A 13,756-nucleotide genomic window follows, 5' to 3' on the forward strand; every position below is an offset into this window, starting at 1 on the left:
GGGCTCAGCCGGCGAGGGCGACCGCGCGCCAGTCGGTCAGTACTCGCGCGATGGCCCGCGAATGCGACCACGGCATCTCGGGCACCTCGAGCCTGCCCTCGGCGAGCGCGAGCGAGAGCGCGTCGGCCTCGGCGGCCATCGGCTGCACGACCGGCACCTCGATGACGCGCTCCGCGCCGCCCCGGCGCACCACGATGGTCGAGGCACTCGCGGCGCGGCCGCCCCACACGTCGGGAAGGAACAGCTCGCCGCCGGAGAAGCGGATGAGACCGGATGCCGGGAGCTCTCGTTCGATCGACGTCGAGACCGCCGCGGCCAGAGGCCCGAGGGCGACCTCGGCCGACGCGGACCCGTCGACGCCCCCGATCAGCTCGGCGTCGACCGCGCTCACCGCGGGAGCATCGATGGGCGCGCCGGCGGCTGCGGCGATCTGCACCGCGAGGGCGACCGGGTAGCAGCCGACGTCGAGGATCGCGCCACCGCCCAGCGCCGGGTCGAACAGCCGGCCGTCGCGCGATCCCGCGGCGAAGCCGAACGCGGCCTCGAGCCACTTCGGCTCGCCCAGCTCACCGGCGGCGGCGAAGTCGTCGAGCGCCTGCGCGAACGGCCCGAAGCGGGTCTTGAACGCCTCGAGGAACGGCCGCTGCGTGCGCGCTGCGGCGGCGAGGATGCGCTCGACGTCCGCGGCCTCCGGGCTCGCCGGCTTCTCGCACAGCACCGCCTTGCCCGCGTCGAGCGCCCGGATCGCGAGCTCGGCGTGCGTGGTGTGGACGGTGCCGACGTAGACGGCGTCGACATCGTCACGCGCGAGCATCTCGTCGTAGGTTCCGGATGCTTCGGCCCCGAACTCCGTGGCGAAGGCCGCGGCCCGATCGGCGGACGAGCTGCCGACCGCGTGCAGCACGCCGGACTGCGAGCTGCGCAGCCCTGCGACGAAGTCCCTGCTGATCGCTCCCGGACCGAGCACGGCCCATCTCGTACGCTGCACGCCCCGACGGTACCAGCGCCGCCCCACCACCCCCGGATCCCCCGGGTTCGTTCGCCACATATGTACAGCGATTCCCGCGTATCGCGTGCATAGGTGACGAACGAACCAGAGGATCGTGGGGACCGCGCGGGGACGAAGCGTCATTTCACCGTGACGGTCAGCCCCTTCGACGTCGCCGTGCCGGCGGCGTTCGTGAACTCGACGACGTAGACGTACGCTCCCGCGGGCTTGCCCGAGACGGGCAGCTTGGCCTGCTGCGCACCTGGGCTCGCCGCCACGAGCGATCCCGCGCCGACCTCGACGCCGTTCTCGAGGAACCGGTAGGAGGTGGCATTCGTCCCCCACCACAGGTCGGCGACCACGGTGTAGGTGCCGTCGCCGTCCTTGTTCGCCGCCGAGATCGCCGGCTTGCCGGGTGCGGCATCCGTCACGGTGACGGTGAGCGGCCGCGTCGCGGTCGTCCCCTTCGAGTTCAGCAGTTCGCCCGTGAACACGTAGGTGCCGTTGGGCAGGCCTTCGATGTCGACGACCGCGTGCTGCATTCCGGGCGAGCTCACCGTCAGCGGCACCTTCGCAACGAGTTCGCCGTCGCGGTACAGCTTGAACAGCGACCCGTTCTCGCCCCACCACAGGTTCATCGTCACCTGGAACGTGCCGTCCTCGAGGCCGGTGTCCCAGCCGTCGTTCGAGGCCAGCGAGGCTCGGGCCGGAGCCGTCTTCGCGCCGTCGTCGGACGGCACCTCGGGAAGAGTGACGGGCGCCGTGGCCGGCGACCGCTCCCCCTCGCCGAGTTCGTTGACCCCGGCCACCTCGTAGGAGTGGGTCGTCCCCAGCTCGAGCCCCTCGATCACGCAGGCCGTCTCGGTCGTCTCGCAGACCGCCTCGGTGCCGCCGGCCTCGTACACGCGGTACTCCGCGAATCCGGGGCCCGTCAGCGCGGGGGCATCCCACGTGACCGTGATCGACGTGTCACTCGCCGCCGTCGCGGCGGCGTTCTGCGGCGCGCCGGGCAGGGTCGTGTCGGACACCGCGAGCCACGAGATGACCGGCTTCTCGCCGCCGGCGCCCTCGTTCGTCACGACGTACTCCACGGTCGCCGGTGCCGTGAGCGTGAACGTCAGCGGCGCGGCGAGCGGCGTGTTCGAGCCCGACAGCGGGATGTTGCCCTTGGCCAGCTCGGCGCCCGCGACGGAGACCGTGTGGTTCATCGTGCGGTTGAGACTCCACCATTCGGTGAACCCGCCGGTGAGCGTGTAGGTGCCCGCTTCGAGCGGCAGGCGATAGGTCAGCCGCGTCGTGTCCTGGTAGAGCCCGGTCGAGTACTTGTCGTTGATGTCGGTGGATCCCTTGACCTTCATGCCGTCTGCGACATATCCCCATTGGTCGACGGATGCCGACACCTGGTCCACGGTGTCGTTGCGCAGTCCATCGACAGCCTGCGCGACGGCCGAGTACTGCGGCGAGGCCACACCTCCGGTGCCAGAGTCGATGTAGTACACGAGCGCCGGCGGGACGATCTCGAAGCTGGCGACCACGCGCTCGTCGCTATCGCTGAGCCGACCGGTCACGGTGAGCTTGCCGAACTCGGAGCGCGGCTGAGCGGCGGATTCGGCATCCCACTCGACCGCCCGATCGGCGCCGGCGACCTGGACGGTCCCGGGCAGCTCGTCGTCGAGACCCAGCGCGCCCTGCACTCCGAGATCCAACGGAAGTCGCTGCACGTAGACGAGGGCCAGGCGGGCGTTGTAACCGCTCGTGCCATTCGTGCCGAACTCGACGTCGACGACGGCCTCCGTCTCGAGCGTCAGCGTCTGCGCCACCGGCGTGGCGGCACCCGTCGACACCGCGGTCTTCGTCGTCGCCTCGGAGCCGGCCGCGCGCACGGTGGAGTACACGTTGGTGGTGAGCCCCGCACGGGGAGCCTGCACGGCGACCAGGTGGTAGTTCCCGGCCGGAAGGCTCAGGTGGTAGGTCACCGGCTTGTTGTAGTCGGCCCCCACGAACGACGAGCCCCAGTCGCCCGGGTTGCCGGACTGCAGGGTCGTCGCCGCGGTGGAGTAGCCCCACGTCGTCCCGGCGGTCGAGCCATCCCATTTCTGGTCGGCGACGCTGTTGCGCAGATCGGGGAAGGATGCCTTCGCCGCGGCGAATGCCGAGCCCTCGGCCGCGCCGCCCGAGCCCGAGTCGATGAAGTACTCGAGATCGGCCGGCACGACGAGCACGGTCGCGCTGAAGCGCTGGTAGTAGCCCGACGCCAGCTTTTCGGTCGAACGGCCGGTGGCCGCGAACGAGCCGAGCTCCGCCGTCGTCCCGGCTGCGGCCGTCGACGGCAGGCTCCACGTCACCTCAGCATCCGTGCCCGCCAGATCGAGTGTCGCGGGCAGCGTCCGCTCGCTCGAGACGATCGTCACGACCCCGAGCTCCAGCACGTCGGGGCTGACATCCTTCGGAGTGAGCGCATCGGCTGCGGCCGCGAGTCGGCCGGCGATCGCGGCAGCGCCCTCGGCGTCCAGTCCGTAGGCCACAGGGTCGCCGACCGCCTGCCGCGCATCCGCAAGCACCGCGGCGAAGACGGCCCACGTCTCGGCGCTGTAATCGCCCTCGTCGAATCCGGCGACCGAGTCGATCGCTGCCGACAGCGGCGCGGTGTCGACACTCGCGGAGTCCGCGGTGGCCGTGATGACGCCCACGGCGTCGACGTTGATGGAGTTGTCGTTCGCCGTCTTGACGACGACCGTGTGCGGGGCGTTCTCGAGGCCGCGAAGGATGAACGCGGTCTTCTCGCTGCCCGCGGCGAACGTCGGAGCGGCCGCCGCGACGGTGACGCCGTCGACGATCACGTCGAGGGTCGTCGCCCCGTTGTTGGTGCCGATGATGTCCAGGCCGGTGCCCGTGAACGCGTACGTCATCGCCGCGCCCTTGGCGGTGCTCTTGGATGCCGTCCGCTGCCATTCGAACATGCCCTGCCCGTTGACGTGGCTCCAGCTCCCGTCGAACTCCAGGACCGGCACGGAGGAGTCGTCCCAGCTGGTCTGATGCATCCCGTCGATGACCGACGCGTAGTACGGCGTGTAGCCGGGCACGCCCTCGACCTTCAGGTTGTCGAACTGCACGAAGTTGAAGCTCGACCCGAGTTGCACCCGGCCCGCAGCCTGCGGCGCGGCATCCGTGTACGTGGCCACTTCGACACCATTGACGAGCGCGCTGTAGACGTTGCCGGCGACCTTCACGGCGATGGTGTTCCAGGCACCCGGCCCGGTCTGGAATGCCGCCGCCGGCGTGGTCGCCACGCTCCCGGCCGAGAGCGTCGTGCCGTAGCGCATGAACGTCCACGCACCGGCAGGGTCGATCTTCAGCTCGGCGGCAGAGACGTTCTGGCCGTTCGCCGTCCCACCCTGCTCGCGCGCTCCGATCGACGCGTACTGTGCGCCATCGGCCTCGAAGAGCACGTCTGCCGAGACGGTGTAGTTCGCCCAGCGGGCGTCGCCGATCGTCGTCTTGGGGTCGCCTGCGTTCCACGCGCCGCCGGCCATACCGGGGCCCACCTGCTGGCGCAGCACGCGGCCGTGCGCGGCATCCGCGGTCTCGACCGACTCGAACGCGCCGTTGGTGTCGTTCGTATAGCGCGGGGTCACACCCTGATCCTCGGCGTGCACGGCGGGCGTGCCCTCCGGCTTCGCCTGGGCGCCACGCGCGTCGAGGAACGGCTCACCGGTGTCGACGAGCTGGCCTGTCGCGGGGTCGTAGCCCTTGATCGCGCCCTGCTCGCGATAGTCGAAGTCGTCGCCGTACAGGATGCCGTCATCGGTCACGCCGTTGACAGCCCCCGACGCGTCGGTGTCGAGCACGTCGCGGCCGCCATCGGGCGCCGTGTACTCCTTCGAGCTCGGGAGTGAGCTGCCGTAGCCGTCCTTCGCGGTCAGAGTGCCGTCGGCTGCGGCGGTCGCGTGGTCGAGCGTCGTGACGGTCAGGGCCGACCACGGCTTCACCGTCACCGAGTACGAGCCGTCCGCGGCGGGCGCGAGCTCGCCGATCGGCTGCAGATAATTGGCGTCGTAGGCCTCGCCCTCGTCGGCGGCGCGTGTCTCCCACAGCTCTGCCGTCGCGTCGGAGCCCAGGCTCAGCCCGTTCGCGGCGATGCGATAGGTCTTCTCGAACTTCGAGTCGTTGACGATGACCGTCGAGAAGTCGGAGGCGTCGGGGGCGGCGAGTGTCGTGTACGACGCGCCGCCGGCTCGCGCCCCGCCCGGCGGGTTGCCGGTCCCGAGCTCGCTGTGCGAGGCCTGCGGGATCGCCCGCCAGATGCCGGCGGTGTTGTCGGCGTTCTCCCACCCGAGCTTCGCGAATTGCGTGAACTGCTCGATCGCGGCCAGGCCACCGTCGTAGTACATCCAGCCCGACCACGGCTCGCGGGCGTTCACGAGCTCTTTCGACGAGTACTGGAACCCGTCGTAGAACGAGCCGATCGCGGGCTGGAAGATGTTCATCGTGCGGCGTGACGCAGCGAAGCCGGTCGTCACCCAGTTGGCCATCTCGAGTGCACTGTTGGTGCCGCCGAACTCGGTGCCGAAGCCCCCCTGCTCATCGCTCGCGTTGTTGTTCGGCCGGTCCGCCGAACTCGAGAAGGTCGATTGGCCCTCGGAGTTCCACACCTCGAGGTCGAGCTGCTCCGCGATCTCCTTCATGTTCCCGGCGCTGTCGTCCGCACTGGAGTAGTGGAAGCCGACGATGTCGACGGCGTCACGCAGCGACGAGTCGGTGGGCGAGGTCATCGCGTCGCCGAACGACACCGGCGGGGTTCCCACCGTGTCCGCGGCGATGGTCTGGATGGCGTGGAAGAGGTCCTTCTCCTCCTCGGATGCGAAGCCGTTGTTCGGGTCGGAGGCGGTCGCGCCCTCATAGCCCGTGGTGTCATTCGCCACCCACGCCGAGAAGTCCTTGTAGAGCTGGATGTCGGGAGTGCGCGTCTCGTTCGTGTCGGGGTTGATCGAGTCGACCATGACGCCGAGCTCGCGATAGGCCGCGAGCACGGTGTTCTTGTACCAGATGTACTGGTCCGCGTGGCTCGTGACCCACGTCGGGCGGTTCCACCGCAGGATGCTGACGTGCAGGTCGCCGTGCGCCACGAGCTGGGCGTCGGCAGCCAGCTGGAACCCCGGCTCGCGCAGCACGTTCGGGTACTCGTCGCGCGAGCGCATCGTCGCGGGGTTGGGACCCGTCGAGGTGTTGCGGTCGTTGCCCATCTCGATCTTGACGGTGTTCATGATCGGGTGATCGCCGCCGAAGAGCGTCTCGATGAGCTCCCAGTACTTATCCGGATGCTGCGCCTTGTAGTCGAGCAGCAGCGCGCTCGTCGAGTTCGCCGAGAGCACGCCGAAGCCCTTGAAGGTGAGCCCGTTGCGATTCTCCGCCGCCGCCGCGATGTCTGCGCCGTCGACGGTGACGCTCACGGGGTCGGCTCCGGCGGCTGCCGCTGGAGTGAAGGGGATCGCGACCGTGGCCAGCGTCACCGCGGCCGCGGTGAGTGCGGCAGCGATCCGGGCCGATGACATCTTCGCCATGGAGTTCCTCGTCGTCGAAAGAGAGCCCACTCGGGTCGCCTGTCAGGGAACCACCACCGCGCCACGCCGGAAAGCCAACCGACCAGACTCGAACACGTTCGCACTGAATAACACAACCGGTGCGCCGCACGGGCGCGATTCCGCGGCATCCGTCCCGTCCCGCTATCGTCAATCGAACACGTTCGCACGCACGGGTCGAAGGAGATCGTCGTGGAGCCCCATTCGCCGCCGCCATTCGGCCTGTCGCGGCGCGAACGCATCATGGACGAGCTGCGGCGCGTCGGATCCGTCCGCGTTGCCGATCTCGCGCGAGAGTTCGGCGTCGCCGAGCTCACCATCCGGCGCGACATCGGCGCTCTCGCCGATCGCGGCCTGCTCACCCGGGTGCACGGCGGAGCGACCCTGCGCAGCCGGCTCGACACATCGGTGCCGCGCGCGGCGCCGACCTCCGGGCCGCCGCGGTTCCGGGTCGGCATGGTCGTCCCATCGCTCGGCTACTACTGGCCGCACATCATCGTCGGCGCTCGAGCAGCGGCGACGGATGCCGGGGTGCAGCTCGTGCTGCGCGGCGCCAGCTACTCCCCCGCCGACCAGCGGCGCCAGATCAGCTCTCTGGTCGAATCGGGCACGCTGCACGGGCTGATCGTCGCAACCGAGACGCAGGGGCCCGAGGGCTCTGCCCTGCTGCAGTGGCTGGACTCGCTCCCGATCCCGGTCGTGCTCGCCGAACGGCGAGTGCCGTCCGCCCTCGCCCTCACACGGCTGGAGTGGGTGACGACCGACCACGTGTTCGGCGGGTCGCTCGCCGCGAACCACCTCGCCACCCTCGGCCATCGCCGCGTGGGGCTGCTGGCTTCGCCCGGATCGCCGACGTCGTGGCAGCTCCGCCGCGGCTGGGCGCGAGCGCTCGACGAGCTGGGCATGACGGGCACGTTCGACCTCGACACGGCACTGGACGCACTCGACGGCGGCGAGCGCGAGAGGACGATCGACGGACTGCTGCGCACCTGCCGCGACACCGGCACGACGGCCGTGCTCATCCACTCCGATCCTCAGGCCGTGCTCCTGCAGCAGCACGCCCGCGATCACGGCTGGTCCGTCCCCGACGACCTCGCCGTCCTCGCGTACGACGACGAGGTGGCAGAGAGCGCCGAGCCGCCGATCACCGCGCTGCGGCCCCCGAAGCCGCAGGTGGGGCGACTCGCCGTCGAGACGATGGTCGGACGCCTCACCGACGGACCGCGGCGCCCCGTGCAGCGCGTGTATCTGCTGCCCGAGCTCCGCGTACGGGATTCGACGGCCCTCAGCCGATGAGCGATTCCGCGAGGTGGTCGTTGCGCCGGCGGATGAGGCGGCGCAGGTAGGGCACGAGCACGAGCCGCTCGACGAGCGCCCCGAGCACCGGGGACCCGACCGTGATCTCGTCGGTCATCCGGGTGCCCGCGGCATCCTCCTCGAACTCGTGCACGTGACGGAAGACCCGGAACGGCCCGCGCACCTGCTCGTCCACGAAGCGGTGAGGACGCTCCAGCTCGCTGACGCGAGAGGTCATCGTGAACCAGACGCCGAAGTGCCGTGCCCGCCACGTCACCGTCTCGCCGAGGCCGATCAGGCCGGACGTCACGCCGGCGATCGCGCGCTCGCGCGCTCCGGCCATCGAGTCGACGTGCGCGTCGATGCTGAGCGAGGCGTCGAAGAGCACCTCGGGGGACGCCTGCGCGTGCGTCACGAGACGGAAGACCGACGGCATCCCGCGATCATCTCATCCGGCGCTCCCGCGGCATCGATCACGCGACCGGCTCAGCCGCCTCGCGCGCCGCACGCGAGGACGATCGAACCGCGCCAATGCTCGCGGTGATCACCAGTGCGATGCCGGCGACCTCGAGCCACGTCATATGCTGACCCAGGAATACGAAGCCGGCAAGAGCAGCCGTCGCGGGCGCCAGGCTCATCAGGATCGCGAATGCCGCGGCGGGGAGCCGCCGCAAGGCCACCAGCTCGAACGCGTACGGGATCGTCGACGAGAGCAGGGCCACCGCCGCACCGAGCGCCACCAGTTCGATCCGCAGCAGGGCGGCTCCGGCATCCGCGATCCCGAAGGGCAACGCGATCACGGCGCCGATCGCCATCGCGAGCGCGAGCCCGTCGAGCTTGGGGAAGGCTCGGCCGACCCGCGCCGACGACAGGATGTAGAACGCCCAGCTCGCGGCGGCGCCGAGCGCGAAGAGCACGCCGAGCGGGTCGAGGCGATCCCAGCCTCCGCCGCCCAGCGCGACGACGCCCGCCAGCGCGAGCGGGGCCCACAGCCACGCCGAGGCACGGCGGCTGGCCACGATCGACAGCACGAGCGGTCCGAGCACCTCGATCGTGACGGTGACGCCGAGCGCGAGCCGCTCGAGCGCGAGGTAGAACAGCCCGTTCATGACGGCGAGCACGAGGCCGAACAGCACCACCCCCGACCAGTCCGCGCGGGAATGCCCGCGGAGCGCCGGGCGGGCGATGAGCAGCAGCACGATCGCCGAGAACACCAGGCGCAGCATCACCATGCCCAGCGGCCCCACCTCGGGGAACAGCAGCACGGCGAGCGAGGCGCCGACCTCCTGACAGGCCAGCCCGACGACGACCAGCATGATCGCCGGAGTCGTGCCGGCTCGACCCATCAGCCGCGTCACTGAGGTGCGGGCGGCGTGCACACCGCCGCGCCGGCGATGGCGTCGCGATACTGCTCCTGCGTCCACGGCAGGCCGGCCTCGGGCATCTCCTGGCCCTCGGCGGCGGGCGCCTTCGACGCGATCGCCGCCAGCTGCCACGCGAGGTACCCGCCGACCGCGCCGTCCGCCGCCGAGTTGTTCAGCACCACGGCGACCGTCAGCCCGCTGTCGGGGTCGGAGAAGGCGGCGGTGATGTACCCGGGGACCTTGCCGAACTGCCCGACGAGCGGCCCCGCCTGCATCGCCCCGCCCGCCGCGGTGTACCACGACGGCGCGTCGGGTGACGGGGGGAGCGCGTCGGCGAACCGGTCCTCGTCGGTCACGATCGCGCCCGCGGCGAGCGCCTGCACGTAGCGGCCGAGGTCGTCGATGTCGGTGACCACGCCGGCGTCGGTGAAGCCGATCGTCGAGGATGCCCCGGTGAGATCCAGCGGCGCCGCACAGTCCAGCACACCCTCGGCGCCCGGCATCGCCTGCGAGCCGTCCATGGCCATGCCGGCGTCGAGCGGCCCGAGGTGAGTCGCCTCGAGGTCGAGCGGATCGGCGACGTAGGCCTGGATGAGGTCGGCCGCCGACCGTCCGGTCGCGCGCTCGAGCGCGAGCCCGAGCAGGAAGTAGCCGGCGTCCGAATCGCGATACGCCACGCCCGGAGCCGCTTCGCGCGGCTGGCCCAGGCCGAAGCTCGCCAGGTAGCGCGGGTCCCACGTGCGGGTGGGGTTGGTGAGCCACGTGGAGTACAGCTGACCGGTGAACGAGCCGATGCCCGAGGTGCCGTCGCACAGCTCGGCCAGGCTCACCTCCGAGAGGTCCGGCACGCCGGCGACGTAGTCAGAGACGCTGTCGCCGAGCTTCACCGTGCCTTCGGCCGCCACCTTGTAGAGCACGTCGCACGTCATCGCGCGCGTGACCTTGCCGGCACGGAACTGCAGCTCGGCGGTGACGTCGCCGCCGCCGTCGGGGCGCTCGGTCCCGAGCCCTGCCACCCAGCTGCCGCTCCACGGTGCCCACACGCCCACGATCGCGCCGGACGAGCCGGTGACGCCCATGGCGTGGGTGACGGCATCCTGAAGCTGCTGGATCGTGTCGTCGGGCAGCGGCGCCTCAGCCTGCGGGGGGATGTCGACGTCCACCTGCTGGCCGAGCGAGCATCCCGCGAGCACGAGGAGGCACGCGACCACGCCGGAGACCGCCGCGACGGCGCGGTGTCTTCTGGAGCGGGTCCGCATGATCACCCCCCGATGCTCGTGCAATGAATTCAAACACACCGCGGTGGTCTCTGCCGTCCGGCGATCCGTAGGGTGTAGGGATGCCGCACCTCTTCGACGACGCCGTGCTCGCGGCGGTCCTCGGCCACATGAACGGCGATCACGCCGACGACAACCTGCTGATCGCCCGCGCGTTCGCCGATGCCGATGCGGTGAACGGCGACGGAATCGCCTCGGCATCGATGACGGGCTTCGACGGCGCCGCCGGACGGTGGGTCGCGACGCTCGCCGACGGCTCGACCGTCACGGTCGAGGTTGCGTGGCCTGGCGGCCCGATCACCGAGCGTCCGGAAGTGCGACGCGAGATCGTCGCCCTGTACGACGAGGCATGCCGGCGTCTGGGCGTCGAGCCGCGTCCGCACGCGTGACGCCCGCGCGAATTCAAGGTTAGGTCCACCTAACCTTTTCGCTACACTGGGCCCATGAGCGACCCGATCCCCTTCTCCGCAGCGCTGCGTGAGCGCTCGAGCCGGGCCCACTCGTCGAGCGAGCACGCCGGCTTCATGGCGGACCTCATGAAGGGCGAGGGGACCCGCGAGGACTACGTCAACCTCGTGGTGCAGCACTGGTTCATCTACGAGGCGCTCGAGCGCACGGCCGGGCAGATGCGCAACGATCCGGTCGCGCGGGTCTTCATCAGCGACAAGCTCACCCGGCTCCCCGCGCTCGAGGCCGACCTGGACTTCCTCATCGGTCCCGACTGGCGCGAGCGGATCGAGCCGCTGCCGACCACTCGTCGCTATGTCGAGCGCATCGATCAGGTGGGCGCGACGTGGCCCGGGGGCTTCGTCGCGCACCACTACACGCGGTACCTCGGCGACCTGTCGGGCGGACAGTTCATCGGCCGCCTCATGTCGCGGCGATTCGGCTTCGAGACCAATGGGATCGGGTTCTACCTCTTCCAGGACATCGCCGACCCCAAGGCCTTCAAGGACGTCTACCGCGAGCAGCTCGATGCGGCCCCGTGGGACGCCGCGGAGCAGGAGCGCGTGATCGACGAGGTGCTGCTGGCGTACCGGTTCAACACCGAGCTCTTCGACGACCTCGCCGCCGCGAAGGCCGCCCAGGTCGCCTGACCGCACGGTGGCGCCGTCCCGAGGCCCGGGATGCGTCACCGTCACCGTCGTCCTCCCCAGCTCGATCGGTGCGAAAACACCAGCCCGTCGCTCGACACGCCGGCCGCTCGACGAGCCCCACGGCGTGTCGCCGTCACCGACTGGTGTTTTCGCACCATGTGCGGGGGGACGGAGAGGGCATGGGGATGCCTGAAGCCGCTCAGCCCTTCGGGAGGACCGGAGTGGATGCCTGCGCCCGCACTCCCGCCATGAACCGCTGCACGTCGGGGTCGACCTGGATGTCGCGCGGCCGCAGCGGCCGCGACAGGTAGAGGCCGTCGAGCGAGGTGAGCCGCGAGAGCGCGACGTACGTCTGCCCGGGCGCGAAGGCGCCCGAGCCGAGGTCGATGATCGCGCGGTCGTAGGTCTTGCCCTGCGACTTGTGGATCGTGACCGCCCACGCCAGGCGCAGCGGGAACTGCGTGAACTCGGCCACGATGTCGCGCGTCAGCTGCTTGGAGCCGGGGTTGTAGGAGTAGCGGTACTTCTCCCACACGGCCGGCTCGACGTCGAATTCTTCGCCCTCGACGTCGACCCGCACGCTCTCGCCCGCGATCCGCGTGACCGTGCCGATCGTCCCGTTCACCCACCGCGGCGGCTCGCCGAAGGAGCCGGTGTCGTTGCGCAGGAACATCACCTGTGCGCCGACCTTCAGCTTCAGCTCGATGTCGGCCGGATAGGCGGCATCCCCGCGTCCGAAATCGCCGTTGACCTCGGCCATCGCGGTCTGCTCACGCCCCACGAGCTCGTTCAGGTGACGCCGGTTGATGTTGTTGACGATGTCGTTGCGGGTCGCGAGCGTGATGATCGGATGCTCGCCGTCGGCGGGATCGGGCGGAGTGCGGGCGCCCGTGTCGTTGAGCACCTGCGCGATGTCGGCGGTGACCCGCCCGTACCGGACGGCGTTCAGCATCGATTTGAAGGCGGGATCGGACTGCCGGTGGATGTCGACGAGCTCGCGGATATGCAGGTCGGCGCCGTACGAACCGACATCGAGGATGCCGTCGGTCGCGGTCTCGCCCACCCACACCTTCGCGTCGAAGAACCAGAACGAGCGGTAGTGGTCGCGCACATAGCGCAGCTCGTCGCCGCGGGGCGGCACCGGGGCGAGCTGGTACGGATCCCCGAACATCACGATCTGCGTGCCGCCGAACGGCTCGCCGCGGCGTCCGCGCGCGAGGCGCAGCGATCGGTCGATCGCGTCCATGAGGTCGGCGTTGACCATCGAGATCTCGTCGATCACGAGGGTGTCGATCGCGTTGAGCAGCTTGCGCGTGGCGTCGTTCTGCGGCTCGTCGTGGGAGCCGATGATGCCCAGCGGCAGTTTGAACAGCGAGTGGATCGTCTGGCCCTCGACGTTCAGCGCCGCGACGCCGGTGGGCGCGCACACGGCGATCTGCTTCGACGTGTGCCACGCGAGGTGCTGCAGCAGCGTCGACTTGCCGGTGCCCGCGCGCCCGGTGACGAAGACGTGTTCGCGCGTGTCTTCGATGAGCCGGAACAGCGCCTCCTGTTCGGCCGACAGCGCGACGGCGGCGGACGGAGGGGGCGTGGTCACCGATTCATGCTAACGACCGGATGCCGGGCTGCGGCGCCCCTCGCCGCCATCGGTGGACGGGATCCGGCTCTCCACAGGCGCCACGAGCCACGGCTCCGCGCCCGGGGGCGGCTCGGCATCCCGCCACCGCCCCGTGCCCGCGACGACCTCCGCCATGATCGAGCGGAATCGAGGACACGTCGTGATGTCGTGGGCGGTGCAGCGCAATGCGTGCTCGGTCATGCGGCGGGACCGTTCCATGTCGGCCATGCGCTGCTCGAGGTCGGCGATGTGCTCCTCGAGCACCCGGTGGCGTTCCGGCGCCTTCTCGTCCAGCAGCACGCCGATCTGCTCGAGGCTCATGCCGGCGCGCTTGCTGCGGACGATCACGGCGATGCGCACGAGGTCGTCGTCGCCGTATCGCCGACGGTCGCCGCCGTCCCGGACGGGACGCAGCAGGCCGACGTCCTCCCAGTGGCGCAGCACGTGGGTGGGCAGATCGAACCGCGCCGCGGCATCCCCGATCGAGAGCTGACTTGACTTCATGTCGACATGAAGTCACACGATCGTCTCGGACGC

The 13,756-nt window shown here is 70.3% G+C and carries 10 protein-coding genes; 3 read left to right on the forward strand and 7 right to left on the reverse strand.

Features of this window, described 5'->3' with window-relative positions:
* Window positions 1–4: 4 nt before the first annotated feature.
* Together HF576_RS12885 and HF576_RS12890 are read right to left on the reverse strand one after the other, a co-directional pair.
* Entirely contained in the window at window positions 5–988 is a 984-nt protein-coding gene (locus tag HF576_RS12885; protein ID WP_168913224.1) for a Gfo/Idh/MocA family oxidoreductase, read from the reverse strand.
* Between the two features lie 140 nt (window positions 989–1,128).
* Window positions 1,129–6,549 (reverse strand): fibronectin type III domain-containing protein, encoded by a 5,421-nt coding sequence (locus HF576_RS12890; protein ID WP_168913225.1) that lies wholly within the window; start codon window positions 6,547–6,549, stop codon window positions 1,129–1,131.
* 210 nt (window positions 6,550–6,759) lie between these two features.
* Between HF576_RS12890 and HF576_RS12895 the strand changes: the two genes are divergently transcribed.
* The gene (locus HF576_RS12895) at window positions 6,760–7,863 is read left to right on the forward strand and encodes a substrate-binding domain-containing protein (RefSeq protein WP_343234273.1); all 1,104 of its coding nucleotides are present in this window, start codon (window positions 6,760–6,762) and stop codon (window positions 7,861–7,863) included.
* On the opposite strand, the gene HF576_RS12900 is transcribed toward HF576_RS12895, so the two are convergent.
* The 3 genes from HF576_RS12900 to HF576_RS12910 are packed head-to-tail and all read right to left on the reverse strand — an operon-like array spanning window position 7,853 to window position 10,486.
* The gene (locus HF576_RS12900; protein WP_168913226.1) at window positions 7,853–8,299 is read right to left on the reverse strand and encodes an SRPBCC family protein; all 447 of its coding nucleotides are present in this window, start codon (window positions 8,297–8,299) and stop codon (window positions 7,853–7,855) included. The two genes, HF576_RS12895 and HF576_RS12900, sit on opposite strands and share 11 nt — an antisense overlap.
* A 37-nt stretch (window positions 8,300–8,336) precedes the next feature.
* Window positions 8,337–9,209 (reverse strand): EamA family transporter, encoded by an 873-nt coding sequence (locus tag HF576_RS12905; RefSeq protein WP_240948905.1) that lies wholly within the window; start codon window positions 9,207–9,209, stop codon window positions 8,337–8,339.
* An 8-nt stretch (window positions 9,210–9,217) separates the two neighbouring features.
* Entirely contained in the window at window positions 9,218–10,486 is a 1,269-nt protein-coding gene (locus tag HF576_RS12910) for a serine hydrolase domain-containing protein (RefSeq protein WP_168913792.1), read from the reverse strand.
* A gap of 80 nt (window positions 10,487–10,566) precedes the next feature.
* On the opposite strand from HF576_RS12910, the gene HF576_RS12915 reads away from it, so the two are divergent.
* Together HF576_RS12915 and HF576_RS12920 are read left to right on the forward strand one after the other, a co-directional pair.
* Complete coding sequence (locus HF576_RS12915) at window positions 10,567–10,893, forward strand: DUF2470 domain-containing protein (RefSeq protein WP_168913227.1); 327 nt, start codon at window positions 10,567–10,569, stop codon at window positions 10,891–10,893.
* A 54-nt stretch (window positions 10,894–10,947) separates the two neighbouring features.
* Window positions 10,948–11,601, forward strand: a complete 654-nt coding sequence (locus tag HF576_RS12920; protein ID WP_168913228.1) for a biliverdin-producing heme oxygenase — start codon at window positions 10,948–10,950, stop codon at window positions 11,599–11,601.
* A gap of 199 nt (window positions 11,602–11,800) precedes the next feature.
* On the opposite strand, the gene HF576_RS12925 is transcribed toward HF576_RS12920, so the two are convergent.
* Together HF576_RS12925 and HF576_RS12930 are read right to left on the reverse strand one after the other, a co-directional pair.
* Entirely contained in the window at window positions 11,801–13,198 is a 1,398-nt protein-coding gene (locus HF576_RS12925) for an AAA family ATPase (protein ID WP_168913229.1), read from the reverse strand.
* Window positions 13,199–13,207: 9 nt separating this feature from the next.
* Window positions 13,208–13,723 carry a MerR family transcriptional regulator gene (locus HF576_RS12930; RefSeq protein ID WP_168913230.1) on the reverse strand — a complete coding sequence of 172 codons (516 nt, stop codon included), beginning with the start codon at window positions 13,721–13,723 and terminating at the stop codon, window positions 13,208–13,210.
* Window positions 13,724–13,756 lie beyond the last annotated feature (33 nt).

The sequence above is a fragment of the Microbacterium salsuginis genome, from assembly GCF_012524205.1.
In the GTDB taxonomy this organism is placed as follows: domain Bacteria; phylum Actinomycetota; class Actinomycetes; order Actinomycetales; family Microbacteriaceae; genus Microbacterium; species Microbacterium salsuginis.